Genomic DNA, 22,143 nt, shown 5'->3' on the forward strand with positions numbered 1-22,143 from the left:
TCTGTATGACATTTAAAACTGAAACCCTAATGATGCGCGCCGCATTTGCGACATTCCTTTACCAGCACAGCATTGCTTCCAATTTCGTATTCAAACACATGAATACACAATAACCTTCTTATTTTCCGAAGCATGACAACTCTCCTGTTATCTCCATGCACTTCATTAAATGTTTCATCCTGAAACATCCATGTCATTTATATGACACCCGAATATATGTAACACATTTTCGTGATGATTCAAGTATATTTTGTGGCTGACAGCAAATTTACAATTTCATAAAATGATAAATATCACTCAAGGTATTGTTTTTAAAATCTAAAATAAGATATGAAATAACAAAAAATATTTCCGGATCACTTGATTGAATGAGACAGATCGATAGAGTCAAACCACCTAATTATTCATACACTTGATTTGATTCAAACTATTGGTCATCAATTAGTTCTTGTACTTTTGAATCATGGATGGTCGTCCAACCGTGGGGAACCTATGCAGCGGCAAGGGTCGGTGCCAGCATGGTACTGACCGGACCGGATTGAGATAGTTTGGTACAACAGGTTAGCATCCATCATCCCGATACAACAGGATGATGGATGGCGAAAATCAGATTAACTCAATGGCAATGGCCGTAGCTTCACCACCACCAATACACAATGCAGCAATCCCCTTTTTACCCCCGGTACGTTTCAGTGCATGAATCAGCGTCACAATAATACGGGAACCGGATGAACCAAGTGGATGTCCAAGCGCACATGCACCGCCATGAATATTGACTTTTTCAGCATCCAGCTGAAAGGCATCCATTGCCGCCATGGTCACCATGGCAAAGGCTTCATTAATTTCCCACAGGTCAACCTCTGCTGCGGACCAACCAGTCTGTTTCAACACTTTTTCAATTGCCCCAATAGGCGCAATGGTAAATTCGGACGGATGTTGTGAGTGACTTGCATAAGCCAGTATATTCGCGACAGGTTTCAGCCCACGTTCAGCAGCCAGTTGTTCAGTACTGATCACCAACGCAGATGCGCCATCACTGATTGAACTGGCATTGGCCGCCGTAATGGTGCCGTCCTTTTTAAATGCAGGGCGCAGTGTCGGAATTTTATCTACCTTTGCATTCAGTGGCTGTTCATCCTGATCAACAATGAGCTCTCCCTTACGACTGGTCACCGTCACAGGTACAATTTCCGGCTTAAAATAAGCATTGTTGATTGCTGTGATCGCCCTATTCAGGGAGCGGATGGCAAAATCATCCTGCTGTTCACGGCTATAGCCCTTTTTGTCCGCCATGTCCTGGGCAAGCATTCCCATGGAAAAACCGGTTTCAGCATCTTCAAGGCCTTCCTGAAACATATGATCAATGATTTTCCCATGTCCCATACGGTAACCTGAACGCGCCTTTTCCAGCAGATAGGGCGCATTGGTCATGGACTCCATGCCCCCTGCAACAATAATCTGTGCAGAACCTGCCTTAATGGTATCGGCAGCCTGCATCACTGCTTTCATCCCCGAGCCGCAAATTTTATTAATGGTGGTTGCACCTGTGGCATCAGGCAAACCAGCCTGACGCATCGCCTGCCGTGCAGGTCCCTGCTTTAAACCCGCCGGCAGCACACAGCCAAAAATGACTTCATCAATATCCGTGCCCTGCAAACCCGCACGGGCAACTGCTTCCTTAATCACAGCTGCGCCTAAGTCAGGTGCCGTACAGGATGAAAATACGCCCTGAAACCCACCCATTGCTGTACGGACAGCATCTACGATTACAATCATTGCCATTTCATCCTTTTATTTCAAACCATGCATTGCATTATTTCTGCTCAGTAGCCAACCCGTTCCGGCACCCTATGACCACCAGTGTCTTTTCCGGATCACTCCTATTTTTTACAGCAAGCATCAGACAATTTCAATGACGGATCCTGACCGGCTGCGTTCTGAAAATGGAATTGAAATCAGCTTCATCATCCCACCGGCATCGTCCGGAGCACCCCGGCCGACCTGCAAAGCAAATGACGAATCCCGGGTAAAGACCTGGAGCGGCTGATCCCTTACTGATTCATCTGACTGAAAATTTCATAACACATATGCCTGAGCCACTGATGGCTGGTTTTATGATGACAGGACATATGCCAGTATTGCTTAATGTCATAGGTGGGAAAGGAAATCGGTGCATTAAAGATTTGCAGATTACCGCGTGATAATAACACTTCACTCAGATAATACGGCACCGTGGCAATTGCATCCGTCTCCTGAACCACCAGTCCCACCCCCAGATAACTGGGAATACGCATCAGAATATTGCGTTTCAGGTCCAGATTTAACAACTCATTTTCAATTGGGTAATGTCCCATACCGACATCAATATCAATATGCAGCTCTTCCAGATAGCGCTCCACGGTCAGATCTTCACAACGCAGGCGTGGATGACTCCTGGATGCAATGACCACATAATACTGCTCAAACAGTTTTTGCTGATAAAAACCATTTTCCAGATGCGGTAAAAACCCAATCGCCAGATCCACTTCACCATTGGCCATCTGATAGCCGGTTTCAGATGTAATGGTCCTGATATTCAGCTTGACATGTGGCGCATGCTTTTTTAAATACTGGGAAATTTTAGGCAATAACACCAAATGGGAAACATCGGTCATCGCCACTGAGAATTGCTGGTGTGAAGTCGCCTGATCAAAATTTACGGTAAAATTATTAATCATTTCAACCTGACTCAGCGCTTCACTGACCAGTGGAAATAATTGCCTGGACAGCTCTGTTGGCAGCATTTCATTGCCAATTCGCAAAAACAGCGGATCATTAAAATGCTGTCTGATTTTATTCAGAATATTACTGACCGCAGGCTGACTTAAAGCCAGCTGTTCCGCTGCCGAAGAGACGCTTTTAAATTTGTAAATATAGTAAAAAACACTCAGTAATTTACAGTCCAGTTCAAACACGAATCAATATCTCTCCGCTTTTGCAGTAATTGGCCAGATAGGGTGTATCCGATTCCAGTCAATGCCAATATCGGTGTATGTCAGATGACACATGTTGCAGACTGCAGATCAGCCAGATTCTTTCAGACTGTGCTGAATCTGCAACACGCTCTTTTCGGTGCTGAATCTGGGCAAAGTCCAGTATTATACAGTGCGTTTCTGTACCAGAATTGCCCCGACAGAATAACCGGCACCAAATGAGCACAGTACACCATACTCCCCGTCACTGACTTCATGGGCCGTACGGTGCAATGCAATGATCACGCCCGCTGAGGAGGTATTGGCAAACTCATCCAGAATAATTGGCACCAGATCAGGGTCCGCCTCAGCCACCTGTTTACCCACCACCAGTTTAAGAATCAGTTCATTCATACTGGCATTGGCCTGATGCAGCCAGAAACGCTTTACATTTTCCGGCTGAATATGATTTTTTTCCAGCTGATCGGTAATAATTTTTGCCACCAATGGGCAGACTTCCTTGAATACCTTACGGCCATCCTGACGGAACAGTTTGTCGTCCACCACGGCATCTTCACTGCGGTTTAAAAAACCAAAGTTATTACGGATGTTATTGGAAAACTGGGTGAATAAATGCGTATCCATAATTTCAAAACCGCTCTTTGTTGCGGTTTCTTCAATAATCGATGCGGTTGCCACATCACCAAAAATGAAGTGACAGTCACGTGAGCGATAGTCGATATGGCCGGAAGTAATTTCCACATTGATCAGCAGTACCCGGCGTGCGCCGGTTTTCACCGCATCATAAGCCTGTTTCAAACCAAAGGTTGCGGCAGAACAGGCCACATTCATATCATAGGCATAGCCCTGAATGCCAAGCGCAGTCTGAATCTCAATGGCAACTGCCGGATAGGCACGCTGCATATTGGAACAGGCAAGAATGACCACATCAATATCTTCTGCTGTCACACCGGCATTTTCCATTGCCTGCTTTGCAGCGATCACGCCCCACTCTGCCTGCAGTGACAGCTCATCGTTACTGCGCTCCCGCAGATGCGGGCGCAGACGATTCGGATCCAATACACCGGATTTTTCCACCACATAACGGCGTTTAACTCCAGAGGCCTTTTCTATAAATTCCGGACTTGAACCACGACGCGCTTCCATGTCACCGGCGGCAATTTTTTCCGCATTATCGTGGTTAAACAGTTCCACATAAGCATTTAAACTTTCCACTAACTCTTCGTTGGTAATGGTTTCTTCAGGATGAAATAAACCTGTACCGGTAATACGAATGCCCATGTAAAACTCCTTTTTTGAGTGACCTGTATTTCAAATTAACTCTATCTTAACTGATTCCAAGATGATCCCATACTTTTTGTAGCCTGACCGGGGAAACAGGTATCCTGGTTTTCATGGGTTGAGAAAATAATGAAATACGTAACTCCTCAACCATGAAATATAATTCCTTCAACCGGGGGTCATTTTTAAACTTAAATAATCGATCCATCCACGGGTCAACGTCTGCAATGGCCGCCTGATCCCGCTGCAGATTATTCGGCAAACGCTCCAGGCGTAACAGCAGGGCTTTTAAATAGCGGGGATATTCCTGCCAGACATCTGCAGACGTACTGTAAACAAAATCCGACAGATTCATCAGATCCAGCTGATCTTCCATATCATCCATATTTCTGGCAAATATCTGCTGATCCAGCATTAGTAAACGCTGACGGATTTCCTGCCACTGAATAAAAATGTCACTGATCATCCGAAGTGCATCCTGGCCATGACTGAGAAAATTCTTCTTTACACGGACCAGATGACTTTCAAACTCAGCAGCATTCAGCGGCAGCTCTGCAATCGCCAGTTGCAGTGTGGCATAAATCAGCATTTGTTCAAGCTGAGTTCTGTCTCCCAGGGGAGAGTAGGCCAGTGCCAGCGGTTTTGAAATCTGTTTTTTCAGCTGACGCACCAGATCACCCAGCTGCATATGTATCAGACGGATCACACCTTCCCGATGCTGACGCACGGCTTCAGACTGATCATTGAAAGTCTGAATTACCAAACCTGATTCATCTTTTGCATCCAGTGCTGAAAATGCCCTGACCGGCACCAGTGCCTGGTACTGTTTCACCACCACACCAGTGACTTTCTGAGCAGCCTCAAAAACAAATTGTTCCGGGAATTGTTTAAACTCCCCCTGCAACTGCCTGACCGGACTATGGGTTTCGGTACGACAACGGGCTTTCAGCTCATCCAGCTCCCGACCTTGTTCAAGGATACGGCCTTTTTCATCCACCACCTGAATAAACGGAATCAGATAGCGATCAACACGTTCAAGGGAAAAATCCTTTGCCGTGATCTGTTCGCCACGTAACTGAACAGCCAGATAACTGAAAATATGCCCATTCAGATGAACTGCATCAATCTTCTGCATCAGTTTTTGTACCATATCCGGAATCGGTACCAGATTTCGGCGCTTATCCTTGGGCAACGTCTTGAGCAAGGCTTCAATCAATTCCTGACGCCAGCCGGGGATTCCCCATGACCAGATGTTTCCATCCACCTGTGACAATGCCTGGACCGGAATTCTGACTGTGGCGCCATCTTCATCATGTGCCGGGTCAAAACGATAACTGGCCGCCAGACGTAATTCACCATTGTGCAGATAATCGGGGAACTGCTGCGTCGTCGGACGATCATTCAGCCATAGCGCATCATCGTCTACAAATAAATAACGGGCATCCTTCGTTTCTGCTGTTGCCCGCCAGTCCTCAAAACTCCGGCGACTTGCAATCTCTTCAGGTACCCGGCCTGCATAGAACTGATAAATGGTTTCTTCATCCACCACCAAATCACGCCGGCGCAGCTTATCCTCAACCCGTTCAACTTCTTCAAGCTTGAGCAGATTATGCTTTAAAAATGGCGGTGTAATGCCCAGGTTGCCGGTTGTCAGTGCATCACGCAGGAAAATTTCATGGGCAGCAGCCTGATCCACCTTTTCATAATTGATTGAACGTTTCGGTTCAATAATCAGACCGAATAATGAAATCTGGTCATAGGCGCTGACAATTCCCGGTTTTTTGGCCCAGTGCGGTTCAAAATAATGGTGCTTCAACAATGCCGGCGCAGCCAGTAGAATCCATTCCGGTTCAATTTTCGCCAGGGTTCTTAAATACACCTGAGAGGTTTCCACCATCTCAAAAGCCATGACCCAGGCTGTACCGGTTTTATGCAGGGCTGAGGCCGGGAAAATACGTGCCTTTTGCTGCCGTACGGCCATGTAGACATTTTTTTCATCGGTTTTACTGGCAATGAAAGATAACAATCCGGTCAATAATGCCCGATGCAGATTTTCATAACTGGCTGGTTTTTCATTGAATGACAGCTTCAGCCCCTGCGCCAGATCAAGCAGCTGTTCGTGGGTTTTTTTCCACTCACGCAAACGCAGCCAACTCAGAAAATGCTGCCGGGCAAAGTTACGTCGCTTATTTTCGGTCAACGTTTCACGATTCTGTGCCAGTGTCTCCCATAATTTCAGATAAAACAGAAAGTCAGAGTCCGCCTGTTTAAATAACGCATGTTTCTGATCTGCCTGAGTCTGTTTATCGGCAGGTCGTTCACGGGGGTCCTGCACTGCCAGTGCAGCAACCACAATCAGCACTTCATTCAGCACACCGAAATGCGCCCCACCGAGAATCATCCGCGCCAGCCGTGGGTCAATCGGCATCTTCGCCATTTGCTGACCAATTTTCGTCAGTTCATCCTTTGCTTCGTTATAGGCCCCCAGTTCAACCAGTAATTTACGGCCATCATTCACCAACCGATGATCCGGTGGTTCAATAAGGTCAAAAGATTCAACCGACCCCAGCCCCAGGCTTTGCATCTGTAAAATAACCGAAGCCAGATTGGTCCGCTTAATTTCCGGCTCGGTAAACTCAGGACGACTCAGAAAGTCGTCTTCACTGTACAACCGGATACAGACGCCGGGGGCAATACGGCCACAACGCCCCTTCCGCTGGTTGGCAGCGGCCTGGGAAACAGCTTCAATCGGCAGGCGCTGAACCCGTGAGCGATAGTTATAACGTGAAATCCGTGCAAAACCACTGTCAATCACATAACGGATATTGGGTACCGTCAGTGCAGTTTCGGCCACGTTGGTGGCAATAATAATACGTCGGCCACCACCACTCGGATTAAATATTTTCTGTTGTTCTGAAAGCGCCAGCCGGGCATATAACGGTAAAATCTGAGTATGCCGGGGACCATGTTTCTGCAGGGTGTCCTGTAATTCACGAATTTCCTGTTCCGTACTCGAAAAAATCAGGATATCAGCATGTTCCGGATGCCCTTTGGCCTCTGCATCCCGAAAACACTCTTCCACAGCCTGAACCACAGCCCGGGGTAAGTTTTCCTCAAAGTCGTCAAAGTCATCATCATCACTGCCACCAATCGACATTTCCGAGATTGGCCGATAACGTACTTCCACCGGATAACTGCGACCTTCCACTTCAAAAACAGGCGCATCGTAAAAATACTGACTGAAACGGTTCACGTCCAGGGTGGCTGAAGTAATAATAATTTTTAAGTCTGGCCGTTTTTTGATGAGCTGTTTCAGATAACCCATAATAAAATCAATATTCAATGAGCGTTCATGCGCTTCATCAATAATGATGGTGTCGTATTTTGTCAAATATCGATCATGTGTCAACTCCGCCAGTAAAATACCATCTGTCATTAATCGGACAATGGAATCCTGTGAACCCTGCTCATTAAAGCGCACTTTAAAACTGATGGATTCACCGAGCTTTTCGCCCACTTCCTCGGCAATCCGCTGTGACACACTGCGTGCTGCCAGCCGACGCGGCTGAGTATGGCCAATCATGCCGGTCAGACCACGCCCTGCCAGCATGGCAATCTGAGGCAATTGGGTGGTTTTCCCGGAACCGGTTTCACCGGCAACAATAATCACCTGATGTTTCTGAATCGCCCCGATCAGCTGATCGGCATACTGCACGACCGGCAAATCCTGATTCAGCTTAATCTCAGGCAAACTGTCCAGACGTGAGCGGACCATCTGACTGGATTTTTCAAATAATTGCTGATATTGCACAGGACTGGCATCCTTACCCTTGCGTAGTCGATTTAAACGATGACGGTCGCGCACCATGACCCATTGATCGATATTTAAATGACTGAGCACAGATAAGTTATCCTGGAACAAAAACTGAACGGGCTATTTTACGCTGTAACCCTGCACAGGGATAGTCCATTGCTGTTTCAGTGACATCCATAGCAGCCCCGGATCTGCATGAATGCTGATCAAACAGTGCAGCATCGTTCATCAGCTGAACAAAAAAATATATCTTGTTACAGCGTTGCACCTGAAATCATTTATCTTAAACAGTATGTAGATGAACCGATCCATGAATGGATCACTTTGTCATTGAAGCATCATATTTTTCATGCATTAATATAATGTTGCTCAATATGCGGATTGACCGACACGGTCAGTATTGATGAGATAGTCCCTGAAGCAGGCTGAATTCAATTTTCCGATTTCAGCCATGAAAAAATACTATTTCACCAATAAATATATTTTCTTTATGCTAACTCTGATATTCGAAACAAACCTCAATCATGGAGATAATGATGAGCTTAATTAATACTGAAGTAAAACCTTTTAAAGCACAGGCATTCCATAACGGTGACTTTATTGACGTGACCGAAGCAGACCTGAAAGGCAAATGGTCTATCTTTTTCTTTTATCCAGCTGACTTTACTTTTGTTTGCCCAACTGAACTGGGTGACCTTGCTGACAACTATGCAGAATTCAAAAAATTAGGTGTTGAAATTTATTCGGTTTCCACTGACACTCATTTCACTCATAAAGCGTGGCATGACTCTTCAGAAGAAATCAAAAAGATCGAATATCCAATGATTGGTGACCCAACCTGGACCCTGTCTAAAAACTTTGAAGTATTAATCGAAGCGGATGGCCTGGCTGACCGTGGTACTTTTGTAATTGACCCTGAAGGTAAAATCCAGATTGTTGAAATCAACGCTGGTGGTGTTGGTCGCGATGCATCTGAATTACTGCGTAAAGTCAAAGCAGCGCAGTATGTTCATACTCACCCAGGTGAAGTCTGCCCGGCTAAATGGAAAGAAGGTGATGCAACGCTGGCGCCTTCAATTGACCTGGTGGGTAAAATCTGATCCCCGCCAGTGCAAGCCAACTAAAAAGCCACGTCATCTGACGTGGCTTTTTTTATTCAGATTCAGCTTTTTCATCGGACCAATACAGAAAAACAAAAATAGTTAATATGATCAGGGTCACCGAAGATAAATATAAAACATATTGATGTGCCGATAGAAAAGCCGCATTGGCCATTTCCCGGATAGCCGGACTCAATGCAGGATCAAGCAGTGATAACGTCTGAATCGTTTCCCCGATTGAACCTTTCGCCAGTTCAAAGTGTTCCGTACTCATCCATGCAGAAATTTTCAGTTTTGAACTATAAAAATATGACACGAGCAGGCCAAATATTGCCACACCAAAGCCGGTCCCCAGTTCATAGGACATTCCTTCAATGGAGCCGGCTGCGGTGGCTTTTTCCACCGGACTGGCCGAAATAATGGCGGAGGTTGAAGCCAGAAATGTTGCCTCCACCCAGAAGCCCAGCAGAATCATCCACAGCCAGCCCTGGTATTGCTGGGTACTGAAATTGGTGCCAGCCAGACCAATAAAGGCAATCGCACAACAGATCAGGCCGATCAGACTGACTTTGCGCACCCCAAAACGGTTAATTAAAACACTGGAAAATATCCCGCTGACACTCACCGCCAGCATAAAAGGCAAAATGAATAATCCCGCCTGCAATGGCGTATAACCATGCACATATTGCAATTCCTGAGCAATCAGCAGCTCAAACCCCACCAGCGCCACCATGGTAAAAATGGAAATCAGAAAGCCGATTTTTATCGGTTTATAACTGAACAGTTCCAGATCAATCAATGGCTGGGCTTTTCTGCGCTGCTGCCGGAGAAAATAAGCCCCCATCAGCAAACCGGTCAAGCCGATCAGCAACACGGTGAAATCAAAATGTTTCATCCCGGCTTTCAGCGCATAGACCATCAATAAAATGGCACAGGTCAACAGCACGGCATCGGCAATGTTGATCACCTTATTTCTGTTGATCTGCTGTGACGGAAGTATGTAATACCCCGTCAGCATGACACAGACAATAATCGGGATATTGATCAGAAAAATACTGCCCCAGTGATAATGTTCCAGCAATATACCGCCAATCAGCGGGCCGAATGCAGCACCACCACCACCGGCAACCACCCACAGCCCCAATGCAAAATTGCGTTTTTTTTCATCAGGGAAAGCATGTCTCAACCCTGCCAGTGTGGCCGGAATAATCATGGCGGCTCCACCCGCCAGTACGGCACGTGCCAGGATCAGCATATTGGCCGAGGTCGAAAAAGCAGCAAACAGTGAGCTGAGTCCAAAAATCAGGGCGCCTGTCAGCATCAGGCGTTTATAACCAATCCGTTCACCCAGTGCCCCCATCGGTAAAATCAGACCGACCATCATCAGGGAATAAATGTCCATGACCCACAACATCTGATTGTTGCTTAACTGCAACTCCTGATTCAGCGTTGGAATGGCAACATGCAACACGGTGGCATCGATGGAAACCGGTAAATAAATCAGCACAATGATTGCTAAAATATACCACTGACGTAACATAGGATGGATTGCCTTTAAATTTGGACGTGTGTTCAAATTATATCACTAAAACTTGAACACATGTCCAGGTTTTCGCCCGATTAATGAAAAAATAATGTCCTGAGTGGTGTCAATGAGCTATTTAAACAAAACAGAACGTAAATCTCAGATCATGCAGTTTGCAAAGGAGATTGTGTTAAATGAAGGTCTGAATGCCTTAACTGTCCGGCATCTGGCTGCAACAGCTGAGATTTCCACAGGTCAGATCCATCATCATTTTGGTTCTGTTTCCGCCCTGAAAGCAGAAGTTTTCCTGGAACTGGTCCGCTTTAACCTGGATCTGAGCAAGCAGGAGAAAAACCGGGAATATTTTGAATTACTGGTGTATGTGCTCGGTTTTGAAGAAAGTACCGATGAACAACCCTATTTAAAACTATGGAATGATGCTGAAAATGTCAGGGATACAGACCCGGTACTTAAAAAAGCCTACCAGGAAGCCATTCAGCTATGGCACACCACCATCATGGACGTGCTGAACTCAGGGCTGGAAGCCGGCGTTCATCAATTTGATGCCAATAAAACTCAGGATATTGCCTGGCGGCTGATGGCCATCTCCTGTGGTCTGGAAACCATTTATAATCTGGAAATTCCAGGCATGGGTACTGATTTCTTTTATCATCATCTCAGAATTCTGATTCAGAACGAAACCTCACAGCAGCCGTAATTCTTATGTTCAGCAAACAACTACAATGTAATGACAAAGCCAGTTCATTTGTCACTGTTGCAAATCTGCATTTCACTTTAAATGCATTCCCATGCCAATCTGCCTTGCTGCATCCTGTCATTGCCCTGTTCCACAGATAAAACCGGAAAACCGCTACCCGTATTGCCGGTTATGGATGCTGGTCCTTAAAAGTGACCATAAACAACCCGGAACCGAGTGCCAGTGTTGTGGTCATAAAACGTATATCTTTTTTGATTTGTTGTATCAGACACTGCACTTCCGCCGAATGTGAAATGGCATTATCCACAATTAATACGCCACCACAGGGATTAATCAGATGCTGTAAAGACTCCCAGTATTTCAGGTAGGCACTGCGTTCAGCATCCAGTAGAATCAGGTCATATTGCTGATTGGCACTGGACAGAAAATCCACGGCATCTCCAACCCAGAAATCAATCACATGATCAACATTCAGCTCTCTGGCAAAGCGTTTCGCCTGCTCAGTCCGTTTCGGATTAATTTCAAGTGTGGTTATATGTCCCCCCGTCTCCTGAGCAGCATCAGCCAGCCATAAGGTGGCATGCCCAGTGGAGGTCCCGATTTCAAGAATTCTACTGGAGCGCTGCACCCTGATCAGCATGGCCAGGTAATAGGCTGATTCCGGCTCAATATTACGATAACGATTGATCCGGTCACATTGCGTCGCATCATACTTAATAAAGCTTTGATACAAATCATTTATACGGTGTAAAAAGTCAGAACTCAGACTCATTTCAATTATCCGTTAAATCGTGAATGCTCCCTCATTATGCCCATACATTTAGTCAGTACAGTGACAATTATTGTTACACAAGCTGCTGAATCAATTTAAATCTTGGCACAATGTCACCATTTTCCAGCCGGACATACTCCTGGAACATTTCCAGCGGCCTGACCCAGAGTGAATAATCACCATATAAACATTGATATACCACCAGTTTATCATTGGTTTCACTGTGCCTTGCCACACTGAACACCTGATATAGCTGCCCCTTATAATGTTGATAGATCCCGGGTTTCAACATATGTATTACCAAAAATAATAATAAAGTCTGATCTTAAGATAACAATACCATCGGGAAAATCAACAGACATAAAAAACCCGCCGGGTGTCAGATCACACTGCGGCGGGTCTCATTCAGTGGCAGGATTAAGAAAAATCCAGCTCTTTTTCAAATGCTTTCAGTTCATGACGGGACATCGCAAGATTTGATCTTGAGCGATCCAGTACCAGATAAAGAAAAAGGTTTTCATTTGAATCCAGTGGACGGATCAGGTGATATTGCTTACCCAGGGTAATCAGAATATCTTCAATTCCATCATTCAGTTGTAATGCTTTGGCAACTTTACGTTTCGCACGGACAACTTCCGTATTGCCTGCTGCTGCCAGTTCAAGGTCCATTCCGCTACCGATCGTTGCCAGTGACAAACCACTTTCACTGTCCACCAATGCCGCACAGATAAAACCATCAATATCAACCAATTGATCAAGTGTAATACGTGCCATGAGATTCCCCATTGAATGTTAAAAAATTATTGTTTAATTCCGGATGGCAATGCTTTTGCCTGCCAGAATTCATTACTCTGTTATTCGGGAAGAGTAAGAATCAATCACTTTTCTTCCGCGCCCCGAATGCTGAAAATTCATGGTCTGGCTGATCGATCAATTTCTGAAGCAGACCGGGCCATAATATTGTTCAGTTTCTGTTCATCCTTAGCAATACCCATGATGCAGATAATGCGATGGACAAAATCTTATTGACTATAATATGTGTTAAAGTTAACAGATTTATTAAAATTTGGCATATTTCACACAAAATTTCAATAGATTAGTCGATTATTTAGTATTCTATTTGCATGAATCATGCGTATTTCAATAATGTGTCCGCTGTGATTTTCGTTTCATATAACATATGACCGAGCAGAATTTCCCTTGACGTGACGGCAACCATCACCAATGGATACTGAGCACGCGGAATTGCAGTCAGAATGGCTTTGCCATTTTCAGCATCCAGGGTAATGGTCTGACAACCGTTCAGATTAATTTCGGCAATAAATGCAGAAACCATCGCCAGGATTGAACTGCTGACTGCTGCAATTTTTCCGGCATTGTTCACCGTTTTCTTACTGGCCTGGGCAATTTCAAAACCATCAGATGTACACAACATAATAAATTCAATGCCAGGAACCGTATTTAATAGCTGCCGGATCTGCTGTTCACCAAATCTGACATAATCATCGGGCATTTTTCTTGATAAATTGATCTCTGACATTGCTTTCCCCTATTATGCTCCATCTGATTTTTCAGGCCTGTAACATGAAAAATATGACTCAGTTATCAAACCTATCATCAAAGAATATGATATGTGTCGCATTTTACAGGGCAAATAAGTAAATTAACACCTTTTATTGATTTTTTTTGATTAAATTTCAATTAAATAGATTTCCTAAATGACTGATTAATCATACTCAATAATGCCAGCACTTAAATCCATCATTCCGAATCGCTCTACTGCCGGACACTGGGTTTCTAAAGTCGGGTGCGGTTGAGCTTTCCGGGTGCAATGAGATTGTGGTGAATGACCGCAATGAAACCAGTGTGAAGGGGTATTTGCTGCGGGCGGCTATATCACGGTGCCGTAAGCAGATCATCATTACTGCCGGTAAGGGAGCCCTGGCGTCGCTGTCTGTATTCGATTATATTATTCGCTCAGGCAGCTAAGACTTCCCGTCATCACAACACCCCGCTATCATCAGCTAATAACAGGAATTTTTATATTCAATTCATCTGTCTCAATACCTCGGCCAGAGGCATGCATCATCTTCATCAATCCTGTGTATACAGCCACCGATACAGTAAAAGTATTCTGAAAAAATCGGATGTCTTACATTTCAGTGCAAATTATGGTTATATTTCAGTATCCATATGCTATGGATTTGCAATAATCAACTTCGTAAAGGATCAATATAATGCATAAATTACTTGTGGTTTTAGGATTAACTGCAACAGTTGTACTGGTGGGTTGTAATAAGGCGAAAACACCTGAAACCGGTGCGACTACCGGCGAACATATAGAAAATGCTGCAACTCAGGCCGGACATGATGTGCATGATGCGGTACAGGATGCAGCCAGTGCTACAGCAACAGCTGCTGACCAGGCTGCAAGCGCCACAGCAAAAGCTGCAGATGCAACTGTCGGGGCAGCAAAAGATGCAACGGCAACTGTGGCCGGTGCTGTTGAAGATGGTGCTCAGCATGTGAAGGAAGCAGCAGCACATTAAGTCATTTTTGCTGACCACAAACCTGATGGACTGAACCTGGGTTCAGCCCATCAACAGTACAATCCCGTATTTCAGGTTTCAGCTGTATCTGGCAATACATAACAACAACTAAAGTTTCGGATCCCGCAACTGGACCAGTGATGAATTGGCTTTTGCCAGCCCATCCACGATTTTATTGACCACCGAGGGTAACAGCGAGTCTGCCATCTGTGCAGCCTGTAAACCCAGTTTTTCACCCAATGTCGGTTTACGGCGGGTCTGAATCAGATACACATCATGCTGGGACAATAATCCCTGTAAATATTCATCTGACGTTCTTAACTGATCCACCAGGTTTAGATTCATGGCGTCCTGACCGTACCAGTGTTCACCGGTTGCCACTTTTTCGACATTCAGCTGAGGACGATACTTCTCCACAAAATGTTTAAACAGCATGTGCGTCTGTTGTAATTCTTCCTCAAACTTAGCCTTCCCTTCCAGAGTGTTTTCACCAAACATGGTCACAGTCCGTTTGAATTGTCCTGCGGTATACAGTTCAAAATCCACATGATGCTCTTTCAGCAAACGGTTAAAATTGGGAAGTTGTGCGATCACACCAATTGATCCGACAATCGCAAACGGTGCAGAAATGATTTCACTGCCTATACAGGCCATCATGTAACCACCACTTGCGGCAACCTTATCAACACAAATCGTCAAATGGAATCCGGCATCCCGCAGACGTACCAATTGTGCCGCCGCCAAACCATAGCCATGTACCATTCCACCCGGACTTTCCAGACGAAGTACGACCTGGTCGCGCCCTGCCCTGGCTGTTGCCAGAATCAGCGTAATTTCTTCACGTAAGTTTTCGACAGCAGATGCCTGAACATCTCCCTTGAAATCCAGTACATAAATTTTCTCATTTTTCTTTTTACGGGCACGTGCCTCTTTGATAAATTGCTGACTTAGCTGTAACAGTTCAAATTTCGTTGCAGTACTCTGTGCAATCCGTTTTCTTTGCTCATTCATCCGTGCATTCAAATGACTGATCCGGATTTCTGCTGGTAATTTAGGCAGGTGGAATAACATAGGTTGATATCTCTCAGGGTCGGACCTTCCCCCTTAACATGCGGTCAATCGTTTAAAATTTCAATATCCCTTTTGAAAATAATAACCATTCTGCTCGCTGGTACCATCATGGTTTCTGTCTTTAAAGGAAATCATCGAATGCTGTCCATGCCATAAAATGACAGATTGTAACAATCACACGACTATAACCACCGGATCAATATGCAAAGAAAAAGAGCCCGTAGGCCCTTTTAAAATTGATCTGTCGGATTAACCAAAACGACCGGTAATATACGCCTCAGTTAACTGATGATCCGGCTGAGTAAAAACTTTTTCCGTTGCATTGACTTCAATTAAATCACCCAGATGGAAATAAGCAGTCCGGTCAGAGACACGTGCCGCCTGTTGCATGGAGTGCGTTACAATGGCAATGGTATATTGATTGGATAGCTCGGAAATCAGCTCTTCCACCTTTGCTGTTGCAATCGGATCAAGGGCAGAACACGGCTCATCCATCAGAATCACTTCAGGACTGACAGCAATGGTCCGTGCAATACACAGACGCTGCTGCTGCCCACCTGAAAGTCCTGTTCCCGGCTGACTCAGACGGTCCTTGACTTCATCCCATAACCCGGCCTTGCGCAGACTGTTTTCAACAATCTCTTCCAGGTCATATTTATCACGGGCCAAGCCATGCAGTTTAGGACCATAGGCAACATTTTCAAAAATGGATTTTGGGAATGGGTTTGGCTTCTGAAAAACCATACCTACCTGCGCACGCAACAACACGACATCCAGACTCGGATCATAAATATCCTGATTATCCAGGGTAACCTTCCCGGTGACCCGGCAGCTGTCAATGGTATCGTTCATACGGTTTAAAGTCCGCAGAAATGTGGATTTACCACAACCGGATGGTCCAATAAATGCAATCACTTCATTTTCATAAACCTGAAGATCAATACCCTTAATGGCTTCAGCATCGCCATAATAGACATGCACATCTTCCGCACTTAATTTCACCGTGCTGTTTTTTTCTTTTTTTGAAGATGCATTTGACTCAAACTGAGAGGAGACAAATGAACTGCCCTGACGCTTTTGTTCTGCATTTGCAGACGTAAATTGTGTGTGATCTTGATTCACGGCTTTATCCTTTTCTAAGGAATTCTTGGTTTCAATACTACTCATATCCTGCCCTCAATTACCAGCGCACTTCAAATTTCTTACGTAACCAGATCGCAAGACTGTTTAATCCAATCATCAGTGCAAGCAACACAATAATGGCTGCAGCAGTACGGCCTTCAAAGAAGTTACGCAATTCATTGCCCTGCCACAGGAAAATCTGTACAGGCAGTGCCGTTGACTGATCCAGTGGAGACGAAGGAATATTTGCAACAAACGCACTCATACCAATCAGCAGTAAAGGTGCAGTTTCACCCAACGCCTGAGCAACACCAATAATGGCACCAGTCAGAATACCCGGTAAGGCTAATGGTAAAACATGATGAAAAACGGTTTGTACCCGGGATGCTCCCAGACCCAGCGCAGCCTGACGGATGGATGGTGGCACTGCTTTCAGTGAGGCGCGCGTGGTAATAATCACCGTTGGCAGGGTCATTAAACTGAGCACCAGACCACCGACCAGCGGCGCTGAAATCGGCAGATGCATCCAGCCGATAAAAATTGAAGCACCCAGCAAACCAAATACAATGGACGGTACAGCAGCCAGGTTATTAATATTAACCTCAATCACGTCAGTCAGCCAGTTCTGTTTTGCAAACTCTTCCAGATAAACCGCACTGGCCACCCCAATTGGAATTGAGATAAAAATCACAATCAGCATCATGAATAATGAACCCATGAATGCCCCGGCCAGGCCTGCTGTTGCAGGTGAGCTGCGTGAGTCAGGATTGAAAAACAACTGTGTGTTAAAGGTACGTTCAATAATACCATTTGCCTTGAGACTGTCCGCCAGCTGACGGATTTCAGGACTCAGTTGTTGCTGCTCATCCGGTAAACTGCGGTCAATATTGCCTGTAAGCCAGACATCAACATTGGCATCTGCAAGAAATTTAATGTCTTCTTTCTTACCGATCAATGATGGATTTTTAAAGACCATATCACGCAAGCGATACGCTTCTGAACTGGTATACAGACTGCCAAGATCATCACGCTTGTCCGCCAGTGCGGGATCTTTTGCAATCAGCGCATTGACGATCAGTGCATCCCAGTCCACCATGCCCATTTTAGTTTGCCAGGCAATATAACGCTCCTGATAATGTGCAGGACTTTCCCCTGCACTCTGCACAGGTTTTGCACCGGCATCAATAATTTGCGGGTCAAAATAGACCGGCACTTTCATACTGGCTTGCCAGAATGCCGGCAATCCCTTATACAGAATACTGCCAAACAACAGTGCAACGAACGCCAGACCGATAACAACCGCAGAAAAACCAAAGAAACGAAAACTTTTTTCAGTCCGATGGCGTTTTGCCAGTGAGCTTTTGATTTTTGCCTTACGTTTTTCACGCAACTCGGCTGCAACACGGGGATCGAATACGTTTTGATCCACAGGAGAGGTGTTTGATGTACTCATTCATACTGCTCCCGATATTTACGCACAATATAAAGTGCCACAATGTTTAAGCCCAGCGTAATGACAAACAGCGTCAGACCAAGTGCAAAGGCAACCAGCGCCTGCGGGCTTGCAAAGTCGGTATCCCCGGTCAGCTGATTCACAATGGTGACAGTCACTGTCGAGACCGCTTCAAGCGGGTTGACATGAAGCAAGGGACTATTCCCTGCGGCAAGTACCACAATCATGGTTTCACCAATGGCACGTGAGGCCGCAAGGAGAAATGCACCGATAACTCCGGGTAATGCAGCCGGCATGACCACACGGCGGATGGTTTCCGATTTGGTTGCGCCCAACCCAAGCGAACCGTCACGCAACGAGCGTGGTACCTGAGTGATAATGTCATCTGACAGGGAGGAAACAAATGGGATAATCATAATTCCCATGACAAAGCCGGCGGTCAGGGCACTTGTCGCATTTATATGCAGTCCGATTGAATCACCGACCATTTTAAAGAAAGGACCAATGACCATCAGGGCAAATACGCCATAAACAATGGTTGGGATACCGGCAAGCACTTCAATCACCGGTTTTGCCCACGATCTGAGACGTGAAGAAGCGTATTCTGCCAGATAAATGGCAATCATCAATCCAACTGGAACGGCAACCAGCAGAGCAATAATACTGACCATGAGCGTACCCCATAATAAAGGGAGTAAACCATAGCTGCCTTCTGCACTACCCGATGTACTGAAACCGGGATTCCATTCAGTTCCAAAAAAGAAATCGGCCGGACTGACAAAGTTAAAGAAGCGCATTGCTTCACTGAACATGGACATCACGATCCCGATTGTGGTCAGAATTGCCACACCCGAACACAGAATCAGACTGACATTAATAACTTTTTCCACCTGGTTACGCGCCCGATATTTCTGACCGACACGTTTTTTCGCCCATACCAGGCCCAGTAACGCAGCACAAACCACCACTGCAAATTTTGCAAATGAACCAATGGTCTGAAATTTTTTCAGTTCTGCCGCAGCGGCCACTTCATAGGCTTGTGGCTGATCACTGACACCAAATCCGGAAGCAATCGCCTTGATACGTTCAACCAATACCTGAAGACCTGCCTGATCCGCAGATGCAGCAACAGAGGCCGGAACATGATTCAGGATCAGTTGTTTTAAAATATTCGGTTCAACCAGATTCCAGACCATTAAAATTAAAAAAGCAGGGATACCACACCACAGTGCAACCAATGCCCCGTAATAACCTGGACGTGAATGCAATGCAGCAGAATTATGTCCCTTACCTGCCAAGCTTCGGCTTTTGCGTAGCCCAATTTGATATGCAATGGCCACAAGGGCTAACAACACGCCAATAAGTAGCAGATTCATGTACTCTCCACCGTTTCTCCAGCGGTTTACCTGGAAATAAACTTTACTTAGCAAAAAAGGCCGATGGCAGTTTCCCACCATCAGCCTCACATCTCATCGGATTATTTCAATGCTTTACCAGCTTTGAACGCAGCCAGGATCTGTGCACGTTCTGAGTCAGAAAGTGAAATCAAACCAGCTTTATCCAATTTGGAACCCTTACCTGATACTTTCTTGCTCAGGAAGTATTCAGTATATTCAGGTAAACCCTTAATTGATTTTAAATGTTCGCCTTTCACATAGAAAAACAATGGACGGGAAACAGGATATGTGCCATTCAGTACAGTCTGTTCAGAAGGAGCAACGTTATTTACAGTTGCCACACGTAACTTGTCACGGTTCTGATCATAGAAGCCAAGACCAAATACGCCAACTGCGCTTGGTGCAGTTTTCAGACGTGCCAGGGTTTCAGTATAGTCACCGGCAATTTCAATCACCTTCCCGTCTTTACGGAAAGTTGAACATGCTTTCTTCTGAGCATCTTTGTCCAGGGCCTTAAAGTATTCATAAGATTCACAACCGGCATCAATCATTTTTTCCTGGAACACTTCACGCGTACCGTGGTTAGATGCAGGAATCACCAGGGTAATTGGCTCATTCGGCAGTGATTTATCAATCTGATTCCAACGAGTATATGGGTTTGGTACCAATTTACCTTTGGATGGCAGTTCAGCTGCAAGCGCTGCAAACACATGGGATGGCTTTAATTTATAAGCAGCTTTATTGGCATTGGATGCAAATACGATACCGTCATAACCAATTTTAATTTCCTGGATCTGGTTAACGCCTGCTTTTTTACAAGCTGCAATTTCAGTATCCTTAATTTTACGGGAAGCATTCGCGATATCAATGGTATTATCGCCAACACCTGAACAGAATTGCTTCAAACCAGCAGAACTACCACCGGAACCCACAACAGGTGCCTTAAACTGCGGGAAAGTGTTGCCGAATTCTTCAGCAACAATACTTGCGTATGGAAGTACGGTTGAAGAACCCGCGATCTGGATGGTGTCACGAGCTGCATTTGCAGTAGTTGCTACAGCTGCCCCAAAAACGGCTAAAGCAAGTGCGATGTGATTTGAGCGCATTCTTTTCTCTCTTAACTGAATAAGCTTATAATTCTAAAAAGTACGCGAACAGGTCGTATTGTACTTTTCGGCTAATTGCATTTTGATTTTAAAATATGACAAATAAGTTACAATTTGATGACTCTTTGATGATTGTTGATGATTTGCAATTGATTTAATTAAAATTCCTTAAAATTCAGTATGTCATCCACTGTTTAAAAATATGTTTAAATCCCGTCTCTTTTATTGAAATTGTAATATTTCATTTTATTGTCATAAGTATGAGTCAATAAATGATCAAATATTATACAAAAAATATACGACCATCAGATCGAGTAGCCCCCGAACCATCGCCAGGGCCGCCGAGGATTACCAGAAAATCACCGGATGTTTTATGATTAGCACACTGTTACCTACCCTGCACCATACTGTCACAATGTACCATCGGCAATACCACACAATGATCAGTATCTGATTGTCCGGTATTTTAAATTCCCCATTAGATAGAAATAGATAAGCCATCCACTAAAAACTTCTCCATTTAAAACCCCTGAAGATAAACTGCCCATGACCCTAAAGCGTGAAGAATGGCATAAGACATTTTTAAAAATGATTGGTACCACAGGTACCATCACCCTGCTGATCAGTGTCAGTGCCCTGATCATTTACGTACTCATGCATCAGGCATCGCATTATTTCATTTTGCAGAACCTGCTGATCAGTTGCAGCTTTATTTCACTGAGCATTTTAATTTTACAGACTTTACGTTCCATGTATCATGTCTTTTATCTGCCGTTGATGGACAGTTGTCATCAGAACTACCAGAAAATCATTTTTTTCTGCTGTAGTTTTTCCATGATCCTGATCATTCTCAGTTCATTTCTAATCAGTTTCAGTAAAATGCTGAACGATTATTATCGTTAATCATCATCCACATCTGATATCTTCATCCCATTTCAGGCCTGCTCCGAGGGGGGCTACTAAACCATCTGACGCCGGCAGGATGGCTTCCCCACTTTTTTGCCATCGCCTCCTGAATGACCTCTGCCTTTAATCGCTCTTCAGCATACATCTTCTTAAATTAAATCAATTGCATAAGAAAATGAGTTGTTTGATTATAAAAAAGCTTTCATTGCCACATTTTGCTTTGAAAGTTTGAATAAGTTTGCGTAGGTGATGCCTCACTTTTCGCAGGGGATGCCAAACCTTGCGCTGCAAACAAAGCTGTGCTTTGTTTTTGCTCATGTTGGGCGAGGGGCACATCCTGAGCAACTATAAAGCATT

Annotated in this window: 18 protein-coding genes and 1 pseudogene; 5 read left to right on the forward strand and 14 right to left on the reverse strand. The window is 44.8% G+C overall.

Annotated features, from left to right (window positions below; translation table 11 throughout):
• Positions 1–606: 606 nt before the first annotated feature.
• From ACT6PV_RS09290 to hrpA, 4 genes are all read right to left on the reverse strand, one after another.
• Positions 607–1,782: a thiolase family protein gene (locus ACT6PV_RS09290; RefSeq protein WP_445116101.1), complete on the reverse strand. Its 1,176-nt coding sequence runs from the start codon at positions 1,780–1,782 to the stop codon at positions 607–609.
• 269 nt (positions 1,783–2,051) lie between these two features.
• Positions 2,052–2,954: a LysR substrate-binding domain-containing protein gene (locus tag ACT6PV_RS09295; RefSeq protein WP_445116102.1), complete on the reverse strand. Its 903-nt coding sequence runs from the start codon at positions 2,952–2,954 to the stop codon at positions 2,052–2,054.
• A 183-nt stretch (positions 2,955–3,137) separates the two neighbouring features.
• Entirely contained in the window at positions 3,138–4,253 is a 1,116-nt protein-coding gene (locus ACT6PV_RS09300; protein ID WP_445116103.1) for a beta-ketoacyl-ACP synthase III, read from the reverse strand.
• 46 nt (positions 4,254–4,299) lie between these two features.
• The gene (gene hrpA, locus ACT6PV_RS09305) at positions 4,300–8,154 is read right to left on the reverse strand and encodes an ATP-dependent RNA helicase HrpA (protein WP_445116104.1); all 3,855 of its coding nucleotides are present in this window, start codon (positions 8,152–8,154) and stop codon (positions 4,300–4,302) included.
• Positions 8,155–8,603: 449 nt separating this feature from the next.
• Between hrpA and ahpC the strand changes: the two genes are divergently transcribed.
• Positions 8,604–9,167: an alkyl hydroperoxide reductase subunit C gene (gene ahpC, locus ACT6PV_RS09310; RefSeq protein ID WP_445116105.1), complete on the forward strand. Its 564-nt coding sequence runs from the start codon at positions 8,604–8,606 to the stop codon at positions 9,165–9,167.
• A gap of 52 nt (positions 9,168–9,219) precedes the next feature.
• Here the strand turns inward: ahpC and ACT6PV_RS09315 are convergent, their stop codons facing one another.
• Complete coding sequence (locus tag ACT6PV_RS09315) at positions 9,220–10,707, reverse strand: MFS transporter (protein ID WP_445116106.1); 1,488 nt, start codon at positions 10,705–10,707, stop codon at positions 9,220–9,222.
• Positions 10,708–10,819: 112 nt separating this feature from the next.
• On the opposite strand from ACT6PV_RS09315, the gene ACT6PV_RS09320 reads away from it, so the two are divergent.
• Positions 10,820–11,410: a TetR family transcriptional regulator gene (locus tag ACT6PV_RS09320; protein WP_445116107.1), complete on the forward strand. Its 591-nt coding sequence runs from the start codon at positions 10,820–10,822 to the stop codon at positions 11,408–11,410.
• A gap of 169 nt (positions 11,411–11,579) precedes the next feature.
• Here ACT6PV_RS09320 and ACT6PV_RS09325 read toward each other — a convergent pair whose 3' ends face one another.
• The 4 genes from ACT6PV_RS09325 to ACT6PV_RS09340 all read right to left on the reverse strand — a co-directional run bounded on the left by ACT6PV_RS09325 (position 11,580) and on the right by ACT6PV_RS09340 (position 13,722).
• Positions 11,580–12,182, reverse strand: a complete 603-nt coding sequence (locus tag ACT6PV_RS09325; RefSeq protein ID WP_445116108.1) for an O-methyltransferase — start codon at positions 12,180–12,182, stop codon at positions 11,580–11,582.
• A gap of 73 nt (positions 12,183–12,255) precedes the next feature.
• The gene (locus ACT6PV_RS09330) at positions 12,256–12,474 is read right to left on the reverse strand and encodes a DUF1653 domain-containing protein (protein WP_445116109.1); all 219 of its coding nucleotides are present in this window, start codon (positions 12,472–12,474) and stop codon (positions 12,256–12,258) included.
• A gap of 125 nt (positions 12,475–12,599) precedes the next feature.
• Positions 12,600–12,956 (reverse strand): roadblock/LC7 domain-containing protein, encoded by a 357-nt coding sequence (locus tag ACT6PV_RS09335; RefSeq protein WP_445116110.1) that lies wholly within the window; start codon positions 12,954–12,956, stop codon positions 12,600–12,602.
• 355 nt (positions 12,957–13,311) lie between these two features.
• Positions 13,312–13,722: a roadblock/LC7 domain-containing protein gene (locus ACT6PV_RS09340; RefSeq protein WP_445116111.1), complete on the reverse strand. Its 411-nt coding sequence runs from the start codon at positions 13,720–13,722 to the stop codon at positions 13,312–13,314.
• A 227-nt stretch (positions 13,723–13,949) separates the two neighbouring features.
• Between ACT6PV_RS09340 and ACT6PV_RS09345 the strand changes: the two are divergent.
• A pseudogene (locus ACT6PV_RS09345) lies at positions 13,950–14,171 on the forward strand (alkyl hydroperoxide reductase subunit F); the annotation flags it as partial.
• A gap of 248 nt (positions 14,172–14,419) precedes the next feature.
• Positions 14,420–14,731: a hypothetical protein gene (locus ACT6PV_RS09350; RefSeq protein ID WP_445116112.1), complete on the forward strand. Its 312-nt coding sequence runs from the start codon at positions 14,420–14,422 to the stop codon at positions 14,729–14,731.
• Positions 14,732–14,839: 108 nt separating this feature from the next.
• On the opposite strand, the gene sohB is transcribed toward ACT6PV_RS09350, so the two are convergent.
• From sohB to ACT6PV_RS09375, 5 genes are all read right to left on the reverse strand, one after another.
• Complete coding sequence (sohB, locus tag ACT6PV_RS09355) at positions 14,840–15,802, reverse strand: protease SohB (RefSeq protein WP_445116113.1); 963 nt, start codon at positions 15,800–15,802, stop codon at positions 14,840–14,842.
• Between the two features lie 249 nt (positions 15,803–16,051).
• On the reverse strand, positions 16,052–16,969 hold the full coding sequence (gene pstB, locus ACT6PV_RS09360; RefSeq protein ID WP_445116114.1) for a phosphate ABC transporter ATP-binding protein PstB: 918 nt from the start codon (positions 16,967–16,969) through the stop codon (positions 16,052–16,054).
• A gap of 13 nt (positions 16,970–16,982) precedes the next feature.
• On the reverse strand, positions 16,983–18,377 hold the full coding sequence (gene pstA, locus ACT6PV_RS09365) for a phosphate ABC transporter permease PstA (protein WP_445116115.1): 1,395 nt from the start codon (positions 18,375–18,377) through the stop codon (positions 16,983–16,985).
• Positions 18,374–19,753 carry a phosphate ABC transporter permease subunit PstC gene (gene pstC / locus ACT6PV_RS09370; protein WP_445116116.1) on the reverse strand — a complete coding sequence of 460 codons (1,380 nt, stop codon included), beginning with the start codon at positions 19,751–19,753 and terminating at the stop codon, positions 18,374–18,376. Before pstC ends, pstA begins: the two co-directional genes overlap by 4 nt.
• Before the next feature lie 101 nt (positions 19,754–19,854).
• Positions 19,855–20,880, reverse strand: coding sequence for a substrate-binding domain-containing protein (locus tag ACT6PV_RS09375; RefSeq protein WP_445116117.1), 1,026 nt, complete (start codon positions 20,878–20,880; stop codon positions 19,855–19,857).
• A 546-nt stretch (positions 20,881–21,426) separates the two neighbouring features.
• Here ACT6PV_RS09375 and ACT6PV_RS09380 point away from each other — a divergent pair.
• A complete protein-coding gene (locus ACT6PV_RS09380; RefSeq protein ID WP_445116118.1) occupies positions 21,427–21,783 on the forward strand; it encodes a hypothetical protein in 357 nt (118 codons plus the stop codon).
• The last annotated feature ends 360 nt before the right edge of the window (positions 21,784–22,143 follow it).

This window comes from Acinetobacter sp. WZC-1, from assembly GCF_052544965.1.